General features: G+C 41.6%; 22 protein-coding genes. 10 read left to right on the top strand and 12 right to left on the bottom strand.

The features are described from left to right. The first annotated feature begins 291 nt into the window (after window positions 1-291). Together WG68_RS08640 and WG68_RS08635 are read left to right on the top strand one after the other, a co-directional pair. On the top strand, window positions 292-822 hold the full coding sequence (locus WG68_RS08640; protein ID WP_152663063.1) for a hypothetical protein: 531 nt from the start codon (window positions 292-294) through the stop codon (window positions 820-822). A gap of 307 nt (window positions 823-1,129) precedes the next feature. Further along, entirely contained in the window at window positions 1,130-1,414 is a 285-nt protein-coding gene (locus WG68_RS08635) for a hypothetical protein (RefSeq protein ID WP_046557290.1), read from the top strand. Here WG68_RS08635 and WG68_RS08630 read toward each other — a convergent pair. From WG68_RS08630 to WG68_RS08595, 9 genes are all read right to left on the bottom strand, one after another. Next, entirely contained in the window at window positions 1,411-1,647 is a 237-nt protein-coding gene (locus tag WG68_RS08630; protein WP_152663062.1) for a hypothetical protein, read from the bottom strand. The genes WG68_RS08635 and WG68_RS08630 overlap by 4 nt on opposite strands. A gap of 99 nt (window positions 1,648-1,746) precedes the next feature. Then, window positions 1,747-2,106: a hypothetical protein gene (locus WG68_RS08625; protein WP_046557288.1), complete on the bottom strand. Its 360-nt coding sequence runs from the start codon at window positions 2,104-2,106 to the stop codon at window positions 1,747-1,749. After that, window positions 2,103-2,402 (bottom strand): hypothetical protein, encoded by a 300-nt coding sequence (locus tag WG68_RS08620; protein ID WP_046557287.1) that lies wholly within the window; start codon window positions 2,400-2,402, stop codon window positions 2,103-2,105. The genes WG68_RS08625 and WG68_RS08620 overlap by 4 nt, the downstream gene beginning before the upstream one ends. A gap of 131 nt (window positions 2,403-2,533) precedes the next feature. Next, window positions 2,534-3,103 carry a hypothetical protein gene (locus WG68_RS08615; protein WP_046557286.1) on the bottom strand — a complete coding sequence of 190 codons (570 nt, stop codon included), beginning with the start codon at window positions 3,101-3,103 and terminating at the stop codon, window positions 2,534-2,536. A gap of 117 nt (window positions 3,104-3,220) precedes the next feature. Then, window positions 3,221-3,448 carry a hypothetical protein gene (locus tag WG68_RS19370; RefSeq protein ID WP_083981837.1) on the bottom strand — a complete coding sequence of 76 codons (228 nt, stop codon included), beginning with the start codon at window positions 3,446-3,448 and terminating at the stop codon, window positions 3,221-3,223. Between the two features lie 241 nt (window positions 3,449-3,689). Continuing rightward, complete coding sequence (locus tag WG68_RS08610; RefSeq protein ID WP_046557285.1) at window positions 3,690-5,102, bottom strand: SEL1-like repeat protein; 1,413 nt, start codon at window positions 5,100-5,102, stop codon at window positions 3,690-3,692. Window positions 5,103-5,415: 313 nt separating this feature from the next. Next, window positions 5,416-6,693: a translesion error-prone DNA polymerase V subunit UmuC gene (gene umuC / locus WG68_RS08605; RefSeq protein WP_046557284.1), complete on the bottom strand. Its 1,278-nt coding sequence runs from the start codon at window positions 6,691-6,693 to the stop codon at window positions 5,416-5,418. Beyond that, window positions 6,690-7,121 (bottom strand): translesion error-prone DNA polymerase V autoproteolytic subunit, encoded by a 432-nt coding sequence (gene umuD / locus WG68_RS08600; RefSeq protein WP_046557283.1) that lies wholly within the window; start codon window positions 7,119-7,121, stop codon window positions 6,690-6,692. The genes umuC and umuD overlap by 4 nt, the downstream gene beginning before the upstream one ends. Before the next feature lie 101 nt (window positions 7,122-7,222). Continuing rightward, window positions 7,223-7,462 (bottom strand): hypothetical protein, encoded by a 240-nt coding sequence (locus tag WG68_RS08595; protein WP_046557282.1) that lies wholly within the window; start codon window positions 7,460-7,462, stop codon window positions 7,223-7,225. Window positions 7,463-7,648: 186 nt separating this feature from the next. Here WG68_RS08595 and WG68_RS08590 point away from each other — a divergent pair, with 186 nt between their 5' ends. Beyond that, a complete protein-coding gene (locus tag WG68_RS08590) occupies window positions 7,649-8,344 on the top strand; it encodes an SOS response-associated peptidase family protein (protein ID WP_046557281.1) in 696 nt (231 codons plus the stop codon). A 139-nt stretch (window positions 8,345-8,483) separates the two neighbouring features. Here WG68_RS08590 and WG68_RS08585 read toward each other — a convergent pair whose 3' ends face one another. Both WG68_RS08585 and WG68_RS19085 read right to left on the bottom strand, forming a co-directional pair. After that, window positions 8,484-9,644: a lipase family protein gene (locus WG68_RS08585; RefSeq protein WP_046557280.1), complete on the bottom strand. Its 1,161-nt coding sequence runs from the start codon at window positions 9,642-9,644 to the stop codon at window positions 8,484-8,486. Window positions 9,645-9,668: 24 nt separating this feature from the next. Next, window positions 9,669-10,280, bottom strand: coding sequence for a DUF6795 domain-containing protein (locus WG68_RS19085; protein WP_052749022.1), 612 nt, complete (start codon window positions 10,278-10,280; stop codon window positions 9,669-9,671). 630 nt (window positions 10,281-10,910) lie between these two features. Between WG68_RS19085 and WG68_RS08575 the strand changes: the two genes are divergently transcribed. From WG68_RS08575 to WG68_RS08565, 3 genes are all read left to right on the top strand, one after another. Then, window positions 10,911-12,734 carry a hypothetical protein gene (locus WG68_RS08575; protein WP_046557279.1) on the top strand — a complete coding sequence of 608 codons (1,824 nt, stop codon included), beginning with the start codon at window positions 10,911-10,913 and terminating at the stop codon, window positions 12,732-12,734. A 159-nt stretch (window positions 12,735-12,893) separates the two neighbouring features. Further along, window positions 12,894-13,916, top strand: coding sequence for a DUF5677 domain-containing protein (locus tag WG68_RS08570; RefSeq protein ID WP_046557278.1), 1,023 nt, complete (start codon window positions 12,894-12,896; stop codon window positions 13,914-13,916). Window positions 13,917-14,080: 164 nt separating this feature from the next. Continuing rightward, window positions 14,081-14,572: a hypothetical protein gene (locus tag WG68_RS08565; RefSeq protein ID WP_046557277.1), complete on the top strand. Its 492-nt coding sequence runs from the start codon at window positions 14,081-14,083 to the stop codon at window positions 14,570-14,572. 214 nt (window positions 14,573-14,786) lie between these two features. On the opposite strand, the gene WG68_RS08560 is transcribed toward WG68_RS08565, so the two are convergent. Further along, window positions 14,787-15,332 carry an RING finger protein gene (locus WG68_RS08560; protein ID WP_046557276.1) on the bottom strand — a complete coding sequence of 182 codons (546 nt, stop codon included), beginning with the start codon at window positions 15,330-15,332 and terminating at the stop codon, window positions 14,787-14,789. 1,097 nt (window positions 15,333-16,429) lie between these two features. On the opposite strand from WG68_RS08560, the gene hsdR reads away from it, so the two are divergent. From hsdR to WG68_RS08540, 4 genes are all read left to right on the top strand, one after another. Next, window positions 16,430-18,829: an EcoAI/FtnUII family type I restriction enzme subunit R gene (hsdR, locus tag WG68_RS08555; RefSeq protein WP_046557275.1), complete on the top strand. Its 2,400-nt coding sequence runs from the start codon at window positions 16,430-16,432 to the stop codon at window positions 18,827-18,829. A 230-nt stretch (window positions 18,830-19,059) separates the two neighbouring features. Beyond that, window positions 19,060-20,535, top strand: a complete 1,476-nt coding sequence (locus WG68_RS08550) for a type I restriction-modification system subunit M (RefSeq protein ID WP_046557274.1) — start codon at window positions 19,060-19,062, stop codon at window positions 20,533-20,535. 4 nt (window positions 20,536-20,539) lie between these two features. After that, on the top strand, window positions 20,540-22,306 hold the full coding sequence (locus WG68_RS08545; protein ID WP_046557273.1) for a restriction endonuclease subunit S: 1,767 nt from the start codon (window positions 20,540-20,542) through the stop codon (window positions 22,304-22,306). Next, entirely contained in the window at window positions 22,303-25,101 is a 2,799-nt protein-coding gene (locus WG68_RS08540; protein WP_046557272.1) for an RNA-directed DNA polymerase, read from the top strand. The genes WG68_RS08545 and WG68_RS08540 overlap by 4 nt, the downstream gene beginning before the upstream one ends. Window positions 25,102-25,118: the final 17 nt, after the last annotated feature.

The following is a 25,118-nucleotide window of genomic DNA, read 5'->3' as shown; positions in this document are numbered from 1 at the left end:
TGTACACCAACATCGCTGGTATACCCGACATTTAACCCCACGCGGAAATCCTGCCTGTGTAATATATTTTCTCTAATTTTAAATAGTGCATGTCTTGGCGAACTAATGCCGTTTAGCCCCAAAGAAAAATAAAAGTCGCAAGCTTAAAACGACACCTAGTAGTGGTTTAAATAACCAAATCATGCTGTTAAATAAATTCCTTGCAATGTAATCCTCAATCATTAACGTAAAAAAACATCGTTACCAGCAGTGTTGGTTTTTGAAGTTTAATTTTTTGATTAGGGAGATACGATGTTAATTGGATTTTTTATAGGTGCATTTATAGGGACATTTTTCGGTGGTTGGTCACCACTGATTTTCGGTTGCGCGGGAGCGATGTTGGGCTTGCACGCTAAATGGGAGCGTGAGCTTGCGCCTTATAAAGCCAGAGAGCGGAAAAGAGAACGTCAAAGACAAGCAGATAAGCGGCGCAGTGCTAAAGCCAGAGGTAGAAAAGCTAAAATAGCTGGTGGTAGTGCTTTAGCTGCTACAGCAGTCGCTAGCCAGTGGCCAAAGAATGATGAAGATATATCAACTGACGACCTGTTTAGTTCGGTAGCTGACGATGATTCCGCGGGGATGATCAACCCTGCCACGGGCCTGCCAATGCTGAACAGTTGCTTTGATGCTGGCGGTAATGCATTCGGTTGTAGCAGTGACGACTGGGACTCAACAAATACCCATGACAGCTCTCAAGATAGTAGTTTTGATTCAAATACGTTTGACAGCTTCAGCGATACCAGTTTCGATGACTCATTTAGCAGCTTTAATGATGATTGGTAAAATGATGACAGTTAAGTATTTATCAACATATTTGAAAAATCGTTATTAACCTCTTGCAAATCAGATCTCGATCATTAATGTAGCTCCTAAGAGCGTTAAGGAGCAGCGCACCAAATACCTCATGACTTGTCCTCATTTGGTTGTCCTCGGAAAACCCGCAGCCAGGTGGCTGCGGAGTTTTTCTCACAAAATCTGGCATAGGAGAATTTAAATATGGAAGCTTTGTGGTTAATACCTGCGATAGTGTTAACGATTGGTCTGGTTTTCGTCATCTACAAACATTGTAAGAAAGGCTAAGCCAAGACTAATGCGAGAAAAACTTTATGCAAACCTCTGCACAGGTGTGTCGCTTGCAATAAATGTGATTTTTTCCATTGTGATGGGGTACTTGCTTAAAAACGAGCCAGATGCTGATACAGCCTTGGGATTCCTGATGTATACGAGTATTGGTTCGTCCCTGCTAATACTGGGCTATGCAGGATACGCCTATTATCATCCAGCAAAAAAACCGCATAGCGTGAAATCCTCACTTGTCTACACGGTTTGTTTTGGCGCTGTTTGGATTCTTCAGGTTCTATTTAAACAACGCTAACGAAGAATATCATTCCAATCCTCATGTTTTATTAATACTGGCCGTTTTAATATGCACTGATCCCTTATCAAAATAACCAGTTTCTCATCATCTTCATAGAATCTCACCTGTGGTGACTCTCTGAAGAAATCTAGCTGCACCGGCTCGTTCAAGCATGCAAGTGTATCGTGCGAGTTATGAAGCGCCGATAGCACATATTCTAACTCTTCCATTATTTCTGTTTCATCCATCATGTTTATCTCCTTTTGTTTAATTTCTAATACATAGGAGGCTGTGGTGCGAAATAATTGAAAATGGCGGGGAATCCCCGCCATAAGTTTTTTAATTACTAATTACTGTGACCAACATGCAGCTGCAATTATCAGATAAACATCTGGCGGCAGCCCGAATACGGCCTCGAACTCATCAGGGAATTTTTCGCAAAATTCCGAAATGTCCTGACAGTAATGTGAGAGTATCTTCTGCATTTTATTGGCATCGATATACTGGCCACATTCCAGTTCGTCCTGGATAGATCGACTAACACTGATCCCCAGAATTCTGCCGCCTGCATCACGATGTTGGTATATATACCGGCCGAATGACAGTTCCTGTGTCTTTTCATTAGCGATATCTGCCAATAGCAAAAACGTCGACGTGTCGTCCCAGGGAGATCGCGATTTCCTTTGGTACACCCGAACAAGCTGGCTCATGCTGACACCCCTAATAGTTCGACGGTTTTGCCTTGCAAATAGCCATTTAAGGTTTGTCTGTTCTCAATTAACGCGTACCGCAGCAGCATACGAAAAAAACTTAGCACCGAGTCATCGTCGATGTGTTGTGATAACGTGCGGCTTATCTCCGTTAATATCAGTTCGTTCGCGTCAACGTGAACAAATTGAAATTGTTGTTGTTGCAGCCTGATTACGTCTTCAGAATTAAGTGTGGTCTTGCAGATTTTTAAAAGTGTCTCGATGTGCTGAATCAGCTGGGTTGACGTTAAGGTCATGGTGTTGTTCTCCGTAGTTATGATCTCAGAACTAACTAGGAAGGGGGGAGGGGAATAATGCTGATTTGCAAGATGGGCATATTGTTTTTAGGAGGACAGCTTTGAGCGTAAATCCAACATCAACCCATAACTTACCGCCGAGACGAGGAAGCACGCGATGAATAAGGAGTATTTTGTTGTGTGTTAGCGCCCATCTGCAATAGATCTATAAAATCTGAACCAGAAGCGCTCTTGATGGGAAAATCGTTAGTTTGAAGCTCTCGAACGATGGTCGGTAGCCGGTGTATGGTTATTCCATGCTCTGCTATAAGTTCTACTTCCAGCTCAGATTTGACGTTATTTATTACCAGTTCAGACGACCAGTCGCCGCTCCAAAGCGACTCCATGAGGGATCGCTTCTTGCTGGCACGAAACTTACCTTCAACCCACTCGTTAACCCCATCTACAAGCTCTTCCTGTGAACGCGATGCGCTATTTGCAGCTCGACCAGTCTTTCGTGCAGCTTTGGGAACCTTAGAGATATAGCTAACAGGCCTCATTGAAGCTTGTACCTCTATATGGCGACAGATAGGAGGTTCGCCTGGTCTGAACTTTACTGCAACCAGATCAATTTCATTAACGCCTAGTCGGATACCACGTATAGTGAAATAACCCTGCCTATTTAGCCACTCTTCAACGATTTCTTCAGCCAAAAGGGCCATAGCATTACCTCTGTAAAAACACACAACGCTTCATACTGAATGGCAGCCGCAGCGCGGGCCGTCCAGCCACGGCCGGATTTTTGTAGCTGAAACGACATTAATCAACTTGCTATAAATTTAGAACTCAATACCACTTTTACCACCCTGACATTTAGGGCATTTACGTTGAAAAATATCTGTTCCGTTTGCACCGTAAACATGGCCACAGTTTTTATTCAAACACTCAAGCTTATATGAAAATTGACCATGATCAGTACCGACTACACCGCGAGTTCCATGATTTTGTTGGTTATTGCGATTCACAAAACCGATTTTTGTAGTATCTGTACTTCCACTTTTGAACATACTCTAACCCTTCGACAGCGTTTGGAACAGAACTGATCAATGCTATGAGCGAATTGCATACGGTCAGGTTAATTTTGATCTGACCCTAATATTTCCGGTCAGGTTAATTTTGATCTGACCCTAATATTTCACTTTTCCCGCTTTTAAAATTTTTAATACGATCAAGCCGTTTAATTCTAAATCGAGCATTCAGAAAATAAATTTGCTACTAATAATCAAATTAATATCTGTGAAAATAGAATCAGAAATTATTTCTCTGATTTTCGATTTTTTTGTCAATCATATCAAGGTATGTTTTAAAATTTTCAGCATGATAGTATGTTAAAGAAATAATTTTATTTGAATCGATATTAAGTCCAACTTTTAATCCATCATCTGTAATCCATGTTACACAGCAAGAGATCTCAAAATAAGGTTTCTTATATTTTGATTCCAACATTTTCCTGATTCTTAAAAAACTTTCGTCACCTTTAACAGCAAAATCATAAATCAATCTTGAAAACTGGTTATTGTTATTCGTGTAGTATACTGAAAGTTTGTGTGTGCCTAAGAGCATTGATGTTGAATCATAAGTGTCATCCCAAAACCCATTATCTTCTCTAATTGGTTTCCCACCTGCATTTTTTATTGCAATTCTCAAATCACTTCTATTCATACAACCTAAAGCAACATCAAATAGTCTGGTATTTGTATCGACAGATGAACAATCAATGAATTTTGATAACTCCTTACTTGCTTCATTTCTGAATTCAAGCGAGCTATCATACGTTTTCCAAAGAAGTTCAGCTGCGCGCTTACTATCTTTCTCAGTGCCTTCACCGTTTTTCAACATTTTAGCTAACTTAATATAAGCAAAAAGAGAGTAGACTCCAGCAGCCTTTTCAAAGTAATCAAAAGCTACATTTAAGTTTTTTTCAAAAAAAACACCATTTTCATGCATTACCCCTAAACGTTCAAGAGATAACTTTATTTCTTGAGAAGCTAGATACCATTTAGCTGCTTCTTTGTAATTCCTTTCGACGCCTTGACCTGTTTCATACATAAAACCCAGCTCACTCATCATTATGGCTTTATTATTATTTGCTCCTTTCAAATATATATTGAAGGCTTTACTGAGATCTTTTTCTACTGTCTCACCTTGTCTATACATGTTAGCCAATTGAATCATACAGTCTTCGCTGCCATTTTCTGCTGATCTTTCATACCACTCTAATGCTTTTTTAATGTCTTTTTTAATTCCATTGCCATATAAATGTTTTTGAGCTAATGAACATTGAGCATCTGCATAACCATTTAGTGCTGATTTTTCTAGCCATTCAAGCTCTTCATGTTTGTTTTGCTCAGCAGCATTAAAAAATCCACTATATATTAAACTCAAATAATACTGACCTTCTGGATCGTTTTGATTGGAAGATTTTATTAAAAGATCTCTGGCTTTAACAATGTCTCTTTTAATACCATTTAATCCAAAAAAATACATAGATCCTAATTTTGTGTAAGCTTTTACGTCACCGTCTTTTGCAGCTTTTTCAAAGTAATAGACTGCTTTTTCATAATTCTTACTGTCATATTCTTTCATTCCTTCATCAAACTGGGAGTTAGATAAGGCGTAACATGAAATAAATATTAAAGTAAAAAAGTAAAACCGCTTCATGCGATGACGCTCCATAATAAATAATAAGATTATATAATTTCCAGAATACATCGAGTGATTTAAACATGCAATACCTCAAAGGAACGCAGATCTTCAGCTTGATTAAAGCAAGGCTTTTTCTGATCTTTCTATTTTGGTAGCATGCGGCCTTGAAGGGGTAGCTATTATATCTGCTATTGGCATAAAGTGTCGATTCGTATTAGTGGAACGTGTCGACAATGTAGTTCTGCTTTTAAAGAACTAACAGCCGCCCAATGTCGGCATTTCACTTTTAAAATGGATGGTGGAATAACAAGCCAAGTTGAATTTTAGTCTATTTCACCTTTGGCAGTTGCGACCAGTTGGTGGTATACGCCGGTGATAGAAGCTCCCGTTTCATACTCCAATTCTGCTTCGCGCCCTGGCTGGCAAACCAAATGGTATTCGCATTTTTAGTGTTTAGCTTGTCCATTAGCTGCATCAGCTCCTGGTCTGATTCTCTTTGGACGATGGGATCATCAAACAGGCCGGGCTGATATACGCCGGGGTCATAAAAATCGGCGAGCATTACACCGGCTTTAGCATAGCGATATCCTGTAACCCATAGGCTATCAAGCAGCTGCATGGCTTTAGCCAGGAAAATCCGGGTATCACTGCTGGGTCTATCCAGCTCGACACTTTTACTGGCACTATAGGGCGCATCTTTTTCGCTAAAGGGACTGGTACGCAAAAAGACAGTGAGATGTTTAGCTTGTTGCTGTTCGCCTCGCAGCTTCTTGCATGCCCGGCTGATATATTCGCTGATCGCCTCGCGCATCTGCTGTTTGTCGGTAATACGCTCACCAAAGGCCCTGCTACTGATAATCTGTTTTTTAGTCGGGGCCATCTCTTCTAATGCGATACACGACTCACCGTTTAACTCTCGTACTGTTCGTTCAACTAGCACTGAGAAGTGCTGCCGGATATATTTAGGGTCTGCATCCGCTAACTGAAGCGCGGTATCGATACCGAATTGTTGTAATCGCTTAGTCAATTTACTGCCAATGCCCCAAACTTCATTTACCGGCAGCAAGGCCAATAATTTACGCTGTCGGTCTTTGCTGGTTAAATCCACCACACCACCGGTTTTATGCCAAGTTTTGGCTGCATGGTTGGCAAGCTTGGAAAGAGTTTTAGTCGGCGCTATACCTACACAAACGGTTATGCCAGTGCATTTTTGAATTGTTTGGCGTACGGATAAACCAAACTCAGTCAGGCCCTTGCAGTGACTGACTCCGGTTAAATCCAAGAAAGCTTCATCTATTGAGTAAACTTCAACTCGCGGTGCCAAGCCTTCCAATATGCTCATCACCCGCTGTGACATATCAGCATAAAGCGCATAGTTAGATGAGAACGCCAAAATGCCATGCTTTTGCATCAGCTCACGCACCTGGAATAGTGGTACGCCCATTTTGACACCGAGCTTTTTTGCCTCTTTTGAGCGAGCCACAACGCAACCATCATTGTTGGATAGCACGACAATGGGCGTATTAGCCAAATCAGGTCGGAACAACTTTTCACAGCTAGCGTAGAAATTATTGCAGTCCACTAAAGCAAATATATTTTGGCTCATATATAAACAAACTGTCGTACATTGGCGATCACAACTCCGAAAACACTCATCTCATCGCCATCACGCAGACGGATAGGTTGGTATGCTGGGTTACGTGGCAGTAATTGCATCACTGGACGTGTGCAATACTCTTTAACTGTGAATTCGCCGCCTATACTTGCTACTACGATGTGTCCATGAACAGCGTCAATTGATCGATCAACGACCAGTACATCGCCATCAAAAATACCGGCCTCTATCATGGAGTCACCGCATACTCGAACAAAGAACGTTGCATTCGGGTGTTTGATACACAGCTCGTTTAGATCGAGTGTGCGCTCAACATAGTCTTGGGCTGGCGAGGGAAACCCCGCCTTAACCGGATCGCTGTAAAATGGGATAGGGCGCTTTGGCCAGGAATCGGCATTGCCAATAAATACTGCGGACATACTCACCTCATATATGTATATTTATACAGTATATCGATCTTGGCGAGATTGGCAATTTCCGTTTTGAAGAGTCGCTAGTGCTGTTGTGACGCTTAACGTTCTCAGCTAGTGAGGCGCATTTTATCTAATAAACCGCCCAGGCTGCTAAAAGCCTCGGTATAACAGGAATATGCCTCTCCAAACTGATACCACTCGTTATCTAAATACCCTGGAAGAAGAGCAACTAGCTGTCTGTTGTTAGCAGGCTGTAATTTAACAAGCGAAGACAAGTCCCGGCCTGCAACGCTCCAAAGCTTAAGCATTTCAAGAGCCTGCCGCTCTGTCACTCTCTGATAGTCCATATTCAGATCCTTAAAGTGAAATATTGGTTAAATATAGATATTAAAAACATTAAATTCAACTCAATTGATAACCGGAATACATAATGGTAGCTAGTTGAAATGCTTTGAGTTGATTTGATTTGATGGGGCGTTCTCAATATCCTCTTTTTAATTACACTATACTGAGACCCATTTAGAGGAGGCTGTATGTGCGGACGACTAAATATTATTGATGATCCAGATGTCATCGAGCTTTGCGAAGGGCTCCAAATTCAAATCTTCCCAGAGCGTCAGATTTTCAACCGCTTTATCAGGGCGACTAATCAGGTCAGTATCGTCAGACAAAAAAGCGGTGTTCGCAGAATGGAAAACGCCACCTGGTGGTTGTTATTGGAACCATCAGAGACCGGTTTCAAACCATCTAAATTCACTTCATTCAATACCCGTTATGACAAGCTAAATACAAAGGGAGCCGCTGGATATCAGGTTTACCGAAAAAGCCGCTGTGTAATACCTGTTAAAGGCTTTGGCGAAACAGAGTACGTGAACGGTAAGCCTATTCATTGCCATGACATGATTGCTAAGGATGGAGCGATGCTGTTGGGAGGTCTCTGCCGGGAGTGGCTTAACAAAGATACTGGCGAGACGGCATTATCTTTTTCGGTAATAACGCTGCCACCTCACCCAAAACTACTGGCTATTCACAGCAAAGCCTCACCGCTGATGTTACCCCTGGACATGCAGCTAATAGACAACTGGCTGGATGTTGCTGTGACTGATCCATCAGTATTTTCATCCTTGCTTCAGCCTCACATTCCCTATGATCTGGTTGCTCAACAGATAGATAAACCAAGTACATATCGAGCCAGCTCAGACACTTTTATTATCCCCTCGGATTTGTAACTTTAATTAAAAATGACTATGTGGTGGTGGGGATTGCAAATACCTTCAAATGCAATATTAACCGTAATCTATGTTTTAGTGACGTTGGTTCGTAAAAGGCTGCCACTATAGAGTTGCAGCAGCCTTCGGAAAATAGCGATTAACTCGCCAATTCAATTGCACGTCTGGCCACTCGATACAGCGCCTCAAGCGTCACTTTAAAAACCCATCGAATAAAGCGAACGGTGAGCTCAGTCACGGCGGTAGTGACCTTACCGGCGAAAACCAGCATATGTCCAAGCAGGCCTTTAACTTGTTCAGCGAATTTAGAGCTAAGGTTTGCAATTTTTTCGACAGTTGCCGCCAGATAATCGTAAAAAGTCATAATACCGCTAATTCCCATCTGCACTGTAACGGCAGTTAAAAAACCAGCGTCTTGTAGCAGTGTGATCAGAGCATGGCTTAAACGCTCTTGCCAGTGAGTACTGAAGCTACACTCGAAGCGGCGATCGTAATATAGACGAACGGCTTTAATGGTATCGCCACGGCGCTGTAAATCATCCCATTGACCGCGAGACGTCACCACATAACCTGGGCTCTCCAGCATCGAATGTGCAGAGGGATTGATACCGGTAGCTGACGTCAGCAATACGCTGCTGCCATTTAGCGGGGCATGATAAAATGGCCAGACCGGAACCAGAGGAACCGGATCATCTCCATGCAAACAACGGTAAATTTTATCGACGCTTCCTGATGACTTGAGGGCAAAATCATTCAAGCCTACCCTGGGGGCTCCAAAGGTATATAGGGCAACGTGATTACCAAATCGTTGTTTTATCCAAATTGCAGCAATACTCGCCAATGCACCGCCTAAGCTGTGGCCAGCGCAATGAACCACGCCTTTACTATTGGTGTTAAGAAGCGGTGCCAGTTGCTTCTCAAGTGCAGGCTCCATACTTTTAAACACTTTATGAAAGCCGGAATGCACAGCACTTTGATTGTCGGATATTGCCAGGCCAGTATTGGCGTTGCTGAACCAGTCTCTGCTACTCGTCATGTTGGTGCCGCGAATGCCTAACGCAACGTCACCTGAAAAGTGTCCTTTACCCTTACCTATGATGGCAAAACCTGTAGTACGTTTAAGTAGCGATGAAATAACGCTACCGGAGGTGCCATGGACAACTCCGCCTGTTTGGCTGAAATCAAAATGCTCAGTGAGAAATCGCTTTCCAGCGGTAAAATTCTGGCCTGCTTTAACGTCCTGGGCTTCGTACGGAGCTCTTGCCAGCCATACCGCAGTTTTAGGGGTAATTGTTTTCATAACTGTCCTTGTTCATGGTTCAGATTAAAAATGCTCTATATTTTTTGCATCTTCTTCTATTAGCCGTTGCAGCTCTTCTTCAGAAAACAGGGCTTTGTCAGCGTGAGTAAACGAGCATTTAGAAAGAACTGCGGGGGCTATATCGGCAAGGTTTAAATCTTCCAGGTACTTCAGCTGTTCGTTTTTTGTCGGTGCAGCTAGCTCGCATTGCATTTCGCTTAGGATCAAATCGAGGGCTTGGTAATTGAGATGATTCAGATTAGCGACCCGGAAAACAAGATCGTCTTCATTAGCCGTTGGGTAGTTTGTAACGTACAGCTCCATTGCCACGCTGACATCAAACATTACTCGCCTGACTTTGCGTGTTTTCTGTGGGAAATGAAACTGGCCATTTGCATCTGTGGTAGTGGTATCGAATTGCTCTTTGCCTTCGTAATAAAGTCTCCTTTTAACTTCCTGGTCGGTTACTGGCTTCCCTTGCTCGGTTATGACGCCATGTATCTCAGGTGACCATTTTATTTCTGTTCGTTTAAACCAATCAAACACACCAGCCTCCGCGGTTGAAGCCAGCCCAGAAAGCGTCAGCCCTAAGCCAATAGCCATTAATTTAGTTAAAAGTGGCTGCCTTCCAAGCATTACTGCAATCCTGTTCTTTAGTTTGGTGACATCATAATACTTTGCTTAATGATGTCAATTATGTTTTTTAAATGTAAACATGTTTACGGGGGGGGAGTGGGGTGAGAAGGGAGGGGAGGGGTAAGATTGCTAGTTTTAGGTTAAAAAATAACCGTTAAGTTTTAAATAAAATTGACGGCTAATTTTTAGGTACAGTAACTGGCGCTAGTCAAATTGTTGATCAATTTCAGCAATGACAGTACTAGCATCTGAAATGTAATTACTTTCGCCATATGAGCCAGCAGGCACCGGCAAGGAACAGTACGAAGCCGATACCAAACCAGGTAAAGTGTTTATGAAAGTTTGTATCGACAAAAACACCAGATTGAACAGGTGGGATGTTGCACTATGCGGCCTTCGGTACGTTCCAGTTTTAACTGATCAACTTTACTGTCTGCAACTGTAACTGTCTTCGGAATAAACATACACCGCACCTTATGGTGTGGTTGCTGCTACGCTTACGAACTATTAGAATGATCCTGTCGGAACCAAAATTAACCATCTACAGGAGCGGATTTGCGCCAACGCACTATGGAGGTGAACTAATAAAGTTAAAGAATACTATAATTAATAGTTGTCAAGGATTAGACGTTGAATAAAAATAAAGCTGTTCTTTCAAGTTATCTAAATAGAACGTTACATGAGCTAGATTTAGAACTTAATATTAAAGATAAATTGGCAAAAGTTGGTATTACGAGCATAGGTGATCTTTTATCTAGCTCCGCTTTTACTATTTTAAAGATCCCAGGTGTTGGAAAAGTAACTTATAACGCTCTTTTTGATTGTAAAAGAAAAATCTACAGCGAACTGTATAGGATAGGTTGCATCAATCATTGTTTGAAAAATGTTGCTGACTTTCCTGATCAAGACATCATAAATAACATAGTAGGTGAGTTTATTACCTACGAAAGTGTTAGTAGTGATTTAAAAGATCCAGAGAGATTCATGGTGGATTTTTTGTTAGAGAATCCATACTTAGCTGAGCTATGGTCTAAAAATGACATTGGTTTTCAATGCTCAGTTGCTTCGCAAGATCTAAAGGTGCTATGTATAAATAATGGTCAGGTTGCGCTAAACCTATCGGGATGTTCTATCGAATGGGCGCGATCTGGTGCAGCGCAGAACTTCGACATTCTTTCCATGCAAAATGGTCAAGTTGCGTATAACTTGGCCTGCCACTCTAAAGATTGGGCACGAAGTGAAGCTGCTCAAAATATTGATGTTCTTAGTTTGCAAGGCGGAAGGGTCGCACTGTCATTAGCCCGAAATTCAGAGCATTGGGCCAGGTCGAAAATCGCTAAGAACCATCGTGTAATTGGTTTGAATGATGCAAGAGTAGGAGAGGCACTAATATTAAATTGGACGTTCTGGTGTAACTATGCATTTGTAAAAAAGCCTGAATTTGTTGCAAAGTACCAAGTGAGAATCTTAGAAGCTCTCGTAGAAAAAGATGCCAGTGTCTTATACTCTAAACTTGTTGATACATCAAAAGTATTAGATTCAGCGCTTTTAATATATAGGCTATGTCGCATAGATAAAAACTGGGCCCTTCGTTATTTAGTACAGTCAGCAAGTTTACAGCATCAAATTGAAGCATCTCGATATTTAGTGAAATATTCTAGTAATTGGATAAACAGTGCTGCTGCATTCAGAGAGCCTTTCTTACACAATGAGCCAAGGATTATTCTTGATTTATTAAGTGACAGGAATGTAAGTGGTAGGCTTGTTTCCAGAGCTGGCAATATAATATTTAGGTTTATAATTTCTGGAGCTTTTCCTAAAGCTGTTTCAGATCTAAGAGATTTCGAGATTGATACTGTCAAGACATATCTAGCAGATTTTGATGGTTTGTTAACACTTAAGCTTTTAGACTTTATTGGTAAAGAGTTTGAATCTACAAGTTTGAGTACGATTAACAAAGTTATACTTTTACTTCGAGTGCTTGTAGCGCTACCTAGTTTTCAGTTTTTGATTAATGATCAAGCTCAAATAGTCAGTAGTTATCAAAGTATTTATCTTGATAAATTGTATTTTTTTCTAAAAAAATTTAGCAAACGTGATTTAGAAGAGCTAGTTTACTCTATAAAGGGCTTTCAAAGCTTTCAAGAATTAGAGCTTTTAAAGTCATCTTTAAGCTATTTGAAAATTAATTTTGAAAACTATCCTATCGCCAATAGAATAATATTCTTTAATTCACTTCCAGAGGAAACCTTAAGTGTTGAAAAGTTAAGGGATGAGATATTTTTTTTAGCAAAAACATCCAAGGTTTTTCACAGATCTTATTGTAGTAAGCTTTCAAAAATAATTGATGTCAAATTAATCAATGAATTTGTTGGTTTTCAAGAGTTGTCGATGTTGGGAATTAAACCATGTAAATACTGTATTTATGATGCAGAGCGCATTGGTATAGAATAGCGATTTCACGCTGTGGGTATGAACTTCAACGCAGCGTTATCTTTTACCAAATATGGATTTTGACAGCTATGAAAATTAATAAGGAAGCTAGATTATGTCTATAGTTTTAGTGTTCTCTGGAGGGGGCAATTAGAGGCGGTTTAGAGTTGAGAGGTATATATGAAGGTTGATTTCGGATCTATTCAACGAGCACTAGAAAGTGATGATCGTCTGGACGATACGAGTGAGGCAAATGTTTTCAGAGTATTACATTCAGTAGCAGAAGACCTACTTGCTAAGAAATCACTCGAAATTTGCCATTTAACCGATTCAAGAGCTTCTTTCAGACTACGATTACTGGATAAATGGGGTGAGACTTTTGATTTGTTTGAGTTATTTATTTCAATTTATCTAGACGTTGCTTCAAGCTACAGAAAAGCAATTCTTACTACATCCGACAGTCAGGATCTTCGTTTTCCTGCACTGACGCAAATTCATGCAAAATCAGTATTAGTACTTAGAGAAATACAAAGTTTAGTAGAAGCAGGTTTCCCTGATGGCGCTTTAGCGAGATGGCGAACCCTTCATGAACTTGCTGTGTGTTCATGTGTAATTGCTGAGTCTGAGTCATCTGCTCGTCGATATATTTTGTCAGAACATATTAAGAATGAAAAAGGTGCTCAATCTTTGAGCAAGCATGCAGAACGGCTTAAACATAAGCCCTTTAGTGTTGACCAGATGGCTGATATAAGTCGATTGAAAGAATGTGCGCTTAAAGAATTAGGCGATGATTTTGATGAGTATTGTGATTACGAATGGGCTAAACCATACCTAGAAGCTCAAGATCTGAATATAAATAGGAACAGGTTTAACTTGCATACCTTAGAAGTCGCAACAGGTTTAGATCACTATCGACCTTATTTCATGTTGGCTTGTGAGAAAATACATGCCCCCTCTAAATCGAATTATGCCAGCCTTGCACTTGCGAACCAAACCGGACTTGTTGTAGGCCCAAGTTCCTCTGGATTGTTAACACCGATTGATCTGGCGATGCTTTCGTCATCCATAATCGTAACGAAATTTCTATTACTATTCCCAGCTCTAGATTCTTCTGTATTCTTAACAATGCTTCGAATAACTCAGGAAAAGACCTTAAATAGCGCCGCGATAGCGCATAATAATAATCCATTGCAGATGCTGTAGTTATGATGGTGACCTTTTCCCCAAACTTAAGATCATTAGACTAAGAAGTTTTTACATAACTTGAAGACAGGGTCTTAAGTGACAGAGTGTGGTTCAGCAGTAATAACTTCGAAAAACAGGTATAACAAATGGTACAAGAGAGATGCACATGAGGAGTAATCTGTTTGCTAAGTAATATTATTGCAGTTCTGGCAGTAGTAGTGGCGCTATTGTCAGCAGTTTATGCCAGACAGTCTCGGCTTGTGGCAGAGAAGTCCAATGAAATTGCCATGCAGCAGAACCTTCGACCCAGCAGGCTACGAGCGTTTGAACTCATGAAAGAGCACGCTAAATTTTGTATGAATTACCGCACAGGTCAGGTGGTCGGCATTTTCAAAGGAACTAACGCGCTACTTGACCAGTGCGATGATTTTAGATGGGAAATTGAACGACTCGGCCCTATGGAAATGCCAGACATAGAAGAGTTAATCCCACAGTTCCGAGGCAAAGGGGTTCAGCTCCAACGTGCTTTGGATCGCCTTAATGCTAAACACATTGATGCAACTAGTGAAGAGTATGAATCCGCAGAGGACAGCGTGCACGCTATAGTTGATTGGTTCTCATCCGAAGAAAAAGCCTTGAATACTAAATTCGAGATATTTTTAAAAAATGCATAGGAAGGCCAAACACTTCGGCAGCTTATTTTGTGAGGCTTAGTAGCCGATATAAAGCGGCGGATGTTGGCGGCGTTATTATTAGGGTAAGAACAAAACTAAACTAAAATCTGCTTTTTGTTGTTGCATCTGCTGCGTTGCCGGTATGAAGCATGACAGCAGACACTCTCTAACTTAGTCACGGCTATCTAAAGCAAGTGTTTTGAGAAAAAAATCCTTAATTCATCTTACTTACCGAATAATAATCAACATGGAGGTGAGGAACTTTTGATTCAGTTTTCAGAATAGTCTCGAAAATTTGCACTCCTTGATATCTGGCTTTTATTTCTAGAGTGTCGCCCTCCAAAATTTGGGGAGCTTCAGAAAAAGTTAGGTAAACATCTTCTTCAAAAAAACCTCCAAAGACTCTTTTTGTACCGAGCCTAATAGCATTTTTACCATATGTCTGAATAACAACGCCGTTAACACGAATTAGTTCATTTCTGGGGATGTTTTGAAGGGCAGCAGCCCTGTAATCAAATACTTTTGCATCAGCATAGTCTGATTCTAGCGGCTTAGCTGTGGCTTGGTAGGTCGTTCCCTCATACCCTGAAATTGCAGTTAGTATTGCAGACAAAATTGGAACTGCGATTACTGCTACTAATGCGATTTTAACTATTTTAATAAATCTGTTGGATGAAATCGACGAGTTGCAAACTGGACATTTTTTACTGTTCGATAAAACTTGGCTGTTGCAAGACTTGCATAGTGTACTAGCTGCCATCAAAAACTTCCTTATTAGTGATCTTCTCTATGTCTTGTTACTACAAATACAAATACTTGCCAAGTTAAATCGATTAATCAGTTGTATATGAAATACAAAAATCTCCTAAAAAGTAGCTTAAGCCAGATTCCCTATTGGTTTGTTATATTTTAGTTAACCATAAAAATTGAGAGTAATAGCGAGTTTTATTATTAAATTAACCAGGCTTAGCTGATAGTTGATATACCAGGTTTAAATCAATTTTAAGCTGCCTGTAAGCCTCTCTGTTGATTTTAATCATGACTTTGATATCAACGTATAGGGTAGTCATTGAAAAGATGATGTAGGCCGTAATTTTAAAGTCGAATTTTGATATGTTGTTTGACGAATCTTCTCTTTCTATTCTATATCTATTCTAGATCTAGAGGGGTTGGATACTTCTTGCTAGAAAATGAATTAAGTTATTGATATAAAAATAAATAACCTGCTAAAAATGAGTTATGCTGCTAAAAATGAGTTATGCGCAAATAATGTACAGAGGTCGGTAAGCAAATGAATTTAATGATTAAATGTTGCTAAAAATCAGTTATGCAAAGCTGCTAAAAATGAGTTATGCATAACAGATTTTTAGCAGGCCTAATTGTGGGTAAAATAGTGAAATTATTTACCTTTAATTTCATATAGTTATTTTTCCTGTGTATACAAATTATACTCATTCTGCTAAAAATGAGTTATGCATCGCCTGTATGTTTTTTGAACAATGATTTTGATTGGTAAATACCTTTTTAAAACAATTGCTTATTCATATTTTTGTCATGAATTTCGGATTTTGGCTGCTAAAAATGAGTTATGCTGCTAAAAATCAGTTATGCTATAAATAAATATAATAAAAACAATTGCTTAATCTTTTTTCCGCTCAAAAAACAGGCTGATGTAAATATTCTGTTTTTTGCGACGCTTTTATTTCTCGCATTTAACGATGAATGACGGTTGAGTTGATTGATTTTTGCTCAATTCCCTATCATTCTTGTAAACCACTGTAATATTGTTAGATGACAATTTGACCCCGTCACCATTTCCTATACAATCGGTTAGTCATCATAGGGATACGTGAGTGCATGAATAAAAAAGCCCTGAGTGAGCGTGATATCTGCTCCAAGTTTATTACCCCTGCCATTTTGCAGGCCGGTTGGGATCTGCAAAGCCAAATTCGTGAAGAGCTCACCTTTACTGCGGGTAGAGTAATAGTACGTGGCCGCATGCACACCCGTGGTGAAAAGCGTCGTGCTGATTATGTGCTCTACCATAAAAAGAACCTGCCGCTGGCAGTGGTAGAGGCGAAAGACAATAAACACAGCCTTGGCTCTGGTATGCAGCAGGCGTTGGCATACAGTGAAGCGCTGGATGTGCTGTTTGTGTTCTCCAGCAATGGTGACGGTTTTTTATTTCATGATAAAACAGGCTTAAGCGGTAAAACCGAACACGAGCTCAGCCTTGCTGAATTTCCCTCTCCGGCGCAGCTATGGCAATGGTATTGCCAGCATCATGGTTTTAAAGACGCTGCCGTACAGTTGGTCGATACCCCATACTATGATGATGGTAGTGGCCGCAGCCCGCGTTATTACCAGATGACCGCTATTAACCGTACTGTAGAAGCGGTAGCGCGCGGCCAGGACAGAATATTACTGGTTATGGCCACCGGCACCGGTAAAACCTATACCGCGTTTCAGATTATCTGGCGGCTTTGGAAGTCACGGCAGAAAAAGAGAATTTTGTTTTTAGCGGATCGCAATATTCTGGTCGACCAAACTAAAAACAACGACTTCAAGCCATTTGGTCAGGCCATGACCAAAATCACCAAGCGCACGATTAATAAGTCGTATGAAATCTATTTGTCGCTGTACCAGGCAGTTACCGGTACTGAAGAAGAGCAAAACATTTATCGTGAGTTTTCGCCTGACTTTTTCGATTTAATCGTTATAGACGAATGTCACCGGGGTAGTGCGCGGGAAGACTCTGCCTGGCGAGACATTCTGGATTATTTTAAAACCGCTACCCACGTAGGCCTTACTGCTACACCCAAAGAAACCAAAGAAGTCAGCAATATCCATTATTTTGGTGAGCCCATTTTTACCTACTCGCTTAAGCAGGGCATTGATGATGGCTTTTTAGCGCCTTACAAAGTCGTGCGCATCGATTTTGATATAGACCTGCAAGGCTGGCGGCCAAAAAAAGGCCAGAAAGACAAATACGGCCTGGAGATTGAAGACCGGATCTATAACCAGAAGGATATGGATCGCAATATCGTATTTGACGAGCGTACCCAGCTGGTGGCGCAAAAGGTTACTGAATACCTGCAAAAAACCGGCGAGTTTCAAAAAACCATTATTTTCTGTGACGACATCGACCATGCCGAACGCATGCGCCAGGCCCTGGTAAACCTGAACCCGGAGCGGGTGCGCGAAAGCAGCAAGTACATTATGCGCATTACCGGCGATGACAACGAAGGCAAAGCCGAGCTGGATAACTTTATCAACCCGGAAAGCCGTTATCCGGTTATTGCCACCACCAGCAAATTAATGACTACCGGTGTGGATGCGCAAACCTGCAAGCTGGTCGTGCTGGATCAACGCATTCAGTCGATGACAGAGTTTAAGCAAATTATCGGCCGTGGCACCCGGATTAATGAAGACTACGACAAACTGTGGTTTACCATTATGGACTTTAAAAAAGCCACCGAGTTGTTTGCCGATCCGGCCTTTGATGGTGATCCGGTAATGGTATATAGCCTCAAACCGGGTGATGATCCGGTGCCACCGGAAGAAACACCGGGTGGTATAGAAGATGAAGGGCCAGGTTATCATCCAACGCCAGAGAGCGGCGAGGGTGAAGATGATGGCTTTGGCTCAGGTGGTGAAGGCGGCGGCGAGAAAAAGCAGAAGTTCTTTGTTAACGGCCAGCCGGTAAATATGATTGGCGAGCGGGTACAGTTTTTAGGCCCGGACGGTAAGTTGATTACCGAGTCACTAACCGATTACACCAAACAGTGCGTGCAAAAGCAGTTTGCCACCTTAAAAGACTTTTTCCGCCACTGGAGCAGCGCCGAGCGTAAGCAGGAAATTATTCAGCAGCTGGCCGAGCAGGGCGTATTTTGGGATGAACTGCGGGCAGAAGTTAAGCAAAAGCACGGCGGCGAACTGGATGCCTTCGATTTAATTGCCCATATCGTTTACGATGCACCGCCACTTACCCGGCGCGAGCGCGCCAATAACGTGAAAAAGCGCAACTACTTTACTAAATACCAGGGTGCAGCGTTGCAAGTGCTGGAAAACCTGCTGGAAAAGTATGCCGACACCGGCATTGCCCATATTGAAGATATTAAAATTTTACAGCTGCCGCCGTTTAATACCATGGGCACGATGGTTGAGCTGGTGAATGCCTTTGGTGGTAAAGCCGGTTACGAGCAAGCTCTGCACGAATTAGAACAAGCGCTTTACGACGATAAAAGCATCGCCTGAGTGTAAAGCTCGATATATAGGTGAGAACCGGCTTGCGCTAAGCCAACCGTTGCAGGCCTGGATGCTGACAAATTCGCCGGGAGCGAATTTGAACAGCGAAGCTAGTCCGCAGGATAAACTTCCAGGATGAAGTTTATAATCGAGCCTACATGGATGTATTAACGGCGTGTTGGCGTGTGTAAGCCGGTTCGTGAGCTTTAGTCGCATTTTTTTGAGTTAAAAGGAACACCATGTCAATTAGCAGTACCATTAAATCCATTCAAGACATTATGCGTAAAGACGTTGGCGTCGACGGTGACGCCCAGCGTATTGGCCAGTTGGTCTGGATGCTGTTTTTAAAAATCTATGATGATAAAGAGCAGGAGTGGGAATTATTTGGCGATTACAGCTCACCCATTCCGGAGCACTTACGCTGGCGTAACTGGGCGGCCAATGCCGAAGGCATTACTGGTGACGAGTTAAAGCAGTTCATCGACAACGAACTGTTCCCTGCGTTACAAAACCTTCAGCCAAAAGGCGATGACCAGCGTGCTTTTGTAATTAAAAGCGTATTTGAAGATGCCTACAACTATATGAAGTCAGGTCAGCTGCTAAGGCAGATGATCAACAAAATTCAGGAAGGGATCGATTTTAATAAAGCGCAGGAACGCCATTTGTTCGGCGATATGTACGAGCAAATACTGCGCGACTTACAAAACGCCGGTAACGCTGGTGAATTTTATACCCCGCGCCCGGTTACCGAATTTATGGTACGAATGGTTGGCCCTAAGCTGGAAGACAAGGTGCTTGATCCAGCCTGTGGCACAGGCGGCTTTTTAACCTGTACTATCGAGCATAAGCGTAAGCATTACGTTAAAACCCCAAGCGACGAGCAAGTGCTGCAAAGCAGTATTTTTGGGGTAGAAAAAAAGCCACTGCCACACTTGCTGGCCACCACCAATATGATTTTGCACGGCATTGAAGTGCCGTTTCAAATTCGCCACGACAACACTCTGGCAAGGCCGCTAATCAGCTGGGGGCCTAAAGAGCGGGTCGACTGCATTATTACTAACCCGCCGTTTGGTGGTATGGAAGAAGACGGCATTGAAACCAACTTCCCGCAGGCGCTGCGCACCCGTGAAACCGCCGATTTATTTATGACATTAATCGTCCACCTGCTAAAAGACGATGGCCGCGCCGCAGTAGTCCTGCCAGACGGCTTTTTATTTGGCGAGGGCATGAAATCGCGCTTAAAAGAAAAGCTGCTGGAAGAGTGCAATCTGCACACCATAGTACGCCTGCCCAATGGCGTGTTTAATCCCTATACCGGCATTAAAACCAACCTGCTGTTTTTTACCAAAGGCACACCCACTAAAGACATTTGGTTTTACGAGCATCAATACCCGGAAGGCGTTAAAAACTACAGCAAAACCCGGCCAATGCGTATTGAAGAGTTCGCAGTAGAAGAAGCCTGGTGGGGCAGTGCAGATGATGGTTTTGCTACGCGGGAGGAAAACCAGTTTGCCTGGAAGGTGTCAGCAGAGGATATTAAAGCGCGTAACTACAATCTGGATTGTAAAAACCCGCATATTGGCGAGCTGATAAGCCACGACCCTGAAGAGCTATTAGCCAGTTATGCCCAACAGCAGCAGGAAATACAGCAGCTGCGCGACCAGCTAAAAAGCATACTGGCCGAAGCCCTGGCACCAACTAGCGGCAGAGGTTAAGCGCATGGCCGTACAAGTAGAAAAGCTAATTACCGAGCATTTAGACCTATGGACACAAGCCCAAACCGCCAAAAGCACCAGCGGGCGGGGCAGTAATAACAAAATTGAGCTAACCGGCATTAAAAAGCTGCGCGAGCTGATTTTAGAGCTGGCCGTGCGCGGTAAGTTAGTGCCGCAAGATCCGAATGATGAACCAGCCAGTGAGCTGTTAAAGCGGATTGCAGCTGAGAAAGAGGCTCTGGTTAAAGCCGGTAAGCTGAAAAAGCAAAAGCCACTGCCGCCGATTAGCAATGAAGAAAAACCTTTTGAATTGCCTGTTGGTTGGAAGTGGGCGCGAATCGGGGAAATTGGTAATGTTTTTAATGGAAACAGTATTAATGCTAGTCAGAAAGAGTCTGAATACACTGGTTTGAGTAATGGATACCCATATGTTGCGACAAAAGATGTGGGATATGGTTTTACGGAATTGGATTACGATAATGGAGTTTTAATTCCAAAAAACATAGAAAAATTTAAAGTTGCACACAAAGGGGCTGTATTAATATGTGCAGAGGGTGGTAGTGCAGGTAAAAAGTGTGGAATAACCAATAGGGATATTTGCTTTGGTAACAAACTATATGCAAACGAATTATTTTGTGGAATTTCACCTAAATTTGTACTGAGTTGGTATCTAACTCCAACGTTGTTTTCGATTCTAAGTGAATCAATGACCGGGATTATCGGCGGTATTTCTACTGCAAAATTTTGTGAACTTGTTATACCTCTTCCGCCAATTTCATACCAAAATAGGCTGATAGAAAGAATAGACAATTTAATAGAGCTTTGCGATCAACTAGAGCAACAAAGCTACCAGCAGCTTGACGCTCATAACCAACTGGTTGATGCTTTGCTCGCCACCTTAACCCAAAGCCTGAATGCTGACGAACTGGCCAGTAACTGGCAGCGCCTTGCTGCACATTTTGATACGCTATTTACCACCGAATACAGCATTAACGCGCTAAAACAAAGCATCCTGCAACTGGCTGTAATGGGCAAGCTATGCAAACAAGACCCCAATGACGAACCTGCCAGCGAACTGCTAAAACGCATCGCCTATGAGAAAGACGCCCTGGTAAAAGCCGGTAAAATCAAAAAACAAAAGGCGCTACCGCATATAACTGACGATGAAAAGCCGTTTGAATTACCGGATGGGTGGGAGTGGGTAAGGTGCTCAGATATCTGTTTTAAAATAACTGACGGCGAACATGCCACACCTAGAAGATCAGAGATAGGACATTATCTTTTATCTGCAAGAAATGTAACTAATCAGGGAATTGTTCTCCATGACGTAGATTTTGTACCCGCAGATGAATTTGAACGAATTAGACGCAGGTGTGATCCAAATATCGGTGATATATTAATTTCTTGCTCAGGGAGTATTGGTCGTGTTGCATTAGTGGATAAAAGTGACACATATTCGATGGTTAGAAGTGCGGCAATGATTAGACCAGCAACAACCTTAAATATCGATTATCTTGCAATGATGCTTCGTAGCCCCTTCTTGCAAATCCAAATGACTAACAAGTCTAAACAGTCGGCTCAAGCAAATCTATTCTTGGGAGCCATCTCCCAATTAGTTGCAATAATTCCTCCCGTAAATGAACAGGCACGCATAATAAGCCGTGTTAATGAAATTTTCAAAATATCTGGGTTACTGTGTTGTCAACTTGCTTCGACAAAAAATACCCAAGCTGTTTTAGCTGAAGTACTCGTAGAACAGGCGGTGCCATGAGCATTTTAGATGAACGCTACAACCGCCTGCTTCCGTCAATTGACTTACTATCAGACGAAGCTGTTTTAGCCCAGGCTTGGAAAAAATCCGATACATATATTCGGTATCGCAATTCTTACGCCGATATTTTAGAGCTCGAAGAAACGGCAATTTGTCTACCCAATAAGCTAACCGAATGGTCTGAACAAATCAGAACAGCTAATCATGCAGATAAATGCCTAGCTAAGTATGTACCGTGCCCCAAAAATGCTGAATGGCAGTTTAATGATAAATCGTCTTTAAAAACTGCGTGGAAGGTGAGTAAAAAGGGTCAGGATCTGAGACCTCTTGCACATCTTTCAGTGAGAGATCAGGTTATGGCGACCTGCGTCATGTTGTGTTTAGCTGATACGATTGAGAGCTTGCAGGGAAACCCAGATCATACAAGTTACTTGAGTAAGAAGAATGCCCGTAAACAAGTTGTTAGTTACGGAAACCGGCTGTTTTGTGATTGGTCATCCAATAAAGCATCAGATCAGCAGCAAGCAAGATTTCGTTGGGGAAATGCTGGTGCTTACTCGCAATACTATACCGATTATCAATTATTTTTAGAAAGGCCTGTTGAAGTTTGCATAGACGCTGATCAAGATGCTGATTTGCTTTATATTATTAGCCTTGATTTTGAGAAGTTCTTTGACTCCATCAGCCAAGCCGACCTTGCAGCACGTTTGAAGAAAGCATATGAACAGTATTGTGCAGCTTTCCAAGAACCAGAACTGAAAGATGAGACATTTTGGGATTCGATAACGCAAATATTATCGTGGCAGTGGGATCCTGAGTCATTGAACTTACCTGAAGAGCAACCATTAGGTATTCCTCAGGGGCTTGTCAGTGGTGGTTTTTTTGCAAATGCGTACATGCTGGAGTTCGATACAAAATTAAAAGGCTCAATTGGAACATCGCACTTTATTAATCCCGGAGAGTTTGCAAGCTTTCAGTTACTGGATTATTGCCGCTATGTCGATGATATTCGGCTTGTTGTAAAAGTTGATAATCGGTTTGATGGTTGTATTAAGTCTCTTGCAGATGCGGTAACAAGTTGGTTTGAAAACATTATCTTTATGGTTTTCGCTAATGATGACTCTGAGCCTAGAATTAAAGCGGAAAAAACCCAGATTACTGCATACCGTAATTTTACTTTAAACGGTGCGACTTCTGCTTTAATGAAAAATGTTCAGAATCGAATAAGCAATGCACCTGATCAAGAGGTTTTAGAGCAGACAGCTGCCGCTCTTGACCATTTGCTCGTTATTTCAGAATCAAAAACGGCTGAAAATAAAGATACAAATCCTCTTAAATTGGCACATATTGTGATTCCGCAAGCGGATGTGCGAGATGACACCATCAAGCGGTTTTTAGCATACAGGTATCGAAAAGTACTACGTCAAAGAAGGTTGATGGCGGATTCAATTACACCTATCACAAACCCTTCAAATGGCAAACTTTTCACTGAACTTGATCTCGTTGATCATGAAATTGAAACGGTAGCAAGAAAGTTAATTTCAGTTTGGTCTCGTAACCCTTCATTAGTTACCGTGTTGAGATGTGCTCTAGATTTATATCCAAGCACTGAGCTTGTCTATCCAGTTATTGAAGCTCTAGAAAGCAAGTTGGATGCAAAAAATAGCAGCGAAAAGTTAACGGCCTATTATATTGCTTCTGAGCTGTTTAAAGCTGCAACAGTTGAGACGGGTTTAAGTGATACCGTTGAATATCCACAAAAGTCCAATATTACTGCATACAGAATGGAGCTTAAAAAATTTGCTTTACGTCTGTTGGATAGATCTTCGAAGTTACCTTGGTATTTAAATTCGCAAATTCTACTGTTTTTAGCAGTTATGAAAATTCCTGTAGACATTTCGAATACACAAGGTCTCGAAAAATATGTAGGTCTGCATAAGGCAATGAATTTTAGGGATAAACTATCAGCTGGGAGTGCTATTGCAACGCTTGTTCTTAGTTTAATTGCGACGCGACAATCTCAAAATTGGAATCAGTTCCACTTGTGGTTTGGTGATGGCCTCACCAAATTAAAAAGCAATAAATTGAAAGACCAACTCATCCAGATATTTTTGTCTGCTCAACCGGATCAAATTCCCTTTTTAATTAAGACCTGGCAAACGAGTAAACCGAAACTCGCACACAATTGGCTAAGTAAAATTTCTCTTTATCATCATGAAGTTGAAAAAGATTTTTTAGCACTTCCTCTTAAAAAATGGCCCTCATCGCCTTTAGCACTTATCGATGTTGTGATGCACACCGAGAACCCGTTTACGCATGAAAACGCGCTCACTAAATTGGCAAAAGCACTTCTGTCTAATGAATCCTTTCTTGAAGAAGATGGCGTTGAGTTAGCAGATTTTAGAATTTTTATGAAGGATTGGAATGATATACAAAATCCTAGGGTTGAAAGCATCACGCTGGAGTTTGACTCAAGTTGGCGAAATGGGACAAATAAAAATTTAAATATTGCTCCATCGTGGGTGATGCAGGATAAGCAATTTGCATATCGATTGGGGCGATTATTAAGAGCTGCGGTTGTTGGTGAAATGGATTTTACCTCACGTAGTTTTATTGTAAGAGAACACCAAGTGGGTCGTTTTGTTGGCTTAAACACTAATTGGTTTAAACGAAGAATGGGACTAATGCCTGTAAACTCTGGATTAGGTAAAGAAAGTGTTCCTATATCGCCATGGTTGACACAAACAATTATGTCTTTATTACAATGGCCTGGTTTGTATTTAAGTGATGACTAGAAGCTAGGGAAAAGGAT

Source organism: Arsukibacterium ikkense, assembly GCF_000987775.1.
Classification (GTDB): domain Bacteria; phylum Pseudomonadota; class Gammaproteobacteria; order Enterobacterales; family Alteromonadaceae; genus Alishewanella; species Alishewanella ikkense.
The sequence above is the reverse complement of the archived record's forward strand: the minus strand, read 5'-3'. Positions and strand labels throughout refer to the sequence as shown.

Coding starts and splice junctions, on each gene's coding strand:
- WG68_RS19085 (WP_052749022.1), bottom strand. CDS start 10,280: ATGCTTGGAAGGCAGCCACTTTTAACTAAATTAATGGCTATTGGCTTA.
- WG68_RS08590 (WP_046557281.1), top strand. CDS start 7,649: ATGTGCGGACGACTAAATATTATTGATGATCCAGATGTCATCGAGCTT.
- WG68_RS08620 (WP_046557287.1), bottom strand. CDS start 2,402: ATGACCTTAACGTCAACCCAGCTGATTCAGCACATCGAGACACTTTTA.
- WG68_RS08545 (WP_046557273.1), top strand. CDS start 20,540: ATGGCCGTACAAGTAGAAAAGCTAATTACCGAGCATTTAGACCTATGG.
- WG68_RS08625 (WP_046557288.1), bottom strand. CDS start 2,106: ATGAGCCAGCTTGTTCGGGTGTACCAAAGGAAATCGCGATCTCCCTGG.
- WG68_RS08640 (WP_152663063.1), top strand. CDS start 292: ATGTTAATTGGATTTTTTATAGGTGCATTTATAGGGACATTTTTCGGT.
- WG68_RS08560 (WP_046557276.1), bottom strand. CDS start 15,332: ATGGCAGCTAGTACACTATGCAAGTCTTGCAACAGCCAAGTTTTATCG.
- WG68_RS19370 (WP_083981837.1), bottom strand. CDS start 3,448: ATGTTCAAAAGTGGAAGTACAGATACTACAAAAATCGGTTTTGTGAAT.
- WG68_RS08540 (WP_046557272.1), top strand. CDS start 22,303: ATGAGCATTTTAGATGAACGCTACAACCGCCTGCTTCCGTCAATTGAC.
- WG68_RS08615 (WP_046557286.1), bottom strand. CDS start 3,103: ATGGCCCTTTTGGCTGAAGAAATCGTTGAAGAGTGGCTAAATAGGCAG.
- WG68_RS08550 (WP_046557274.1), top strand. CDS start 19,060: ATGTCAATTAGCAGTACCATTAAATCCATTCAAGACATTATGCGTAAA.
- WG68_RS08585 (WP_046557280.1), bottom strand. CDS start 9,644: ATGAAAACAATTACCCCTAAAACTGCGGTATGGCTGGCAAGAGCTCCG.
- WG68_RS08595 (WP_046557282.1), bottom strand. CDS start 7,462: ATGGACTATCAGAGAGTGACAGAGCGGCAGGCTCTTGAAATGCTTAAG.
- umuC (WP_046557284.1), bottom strand. CDS start 6,693: ATGAGCCAAAATATATTTGCTTTAGTGGACTGCAATAATTTCTACGCT.
- WG68_RS08635 (WP_046557290.1), top strand. CDS start 1,130: ATGCGAGAAAAACTTTATGCAAACCTCTGCACAGGTGTGTCGCTTGCA.
- WG68_RS08570 (WP_046557278.1), top strand. CDS start 12,894: ATGAAGGTTGATTTCGGATCTATTCAACGAGCACTAGAAAGTGATGAT.
- umuD (WP_046557283.1), bottom strand. CDS start 7,121: ATGTCCGCAGTATTTATTGGCAATGCCGATTCCTGGCCAAAGCGCCCT.
- hsdR (WP_046557275.1), top strand. CDS start 16,430: ATGAATAAAAAAGCCCTGAGTGAGCGTGATATCTGCTCCAAGTTTATT.
- WG68_RS08630 (WP_152663062.1), bottom strand. CDS start 1,647: ATGATGGATGAAACAGAAATAATGGAAGAGTTAGAATATGTGCTATCG.
- WG68_RS08610 (WP_046557285.1), bottom strand. CDS start 5,102: ATGAAGCGGTTTTACTTTTTTACTTTAATATTTATTTCATGTTACGCC.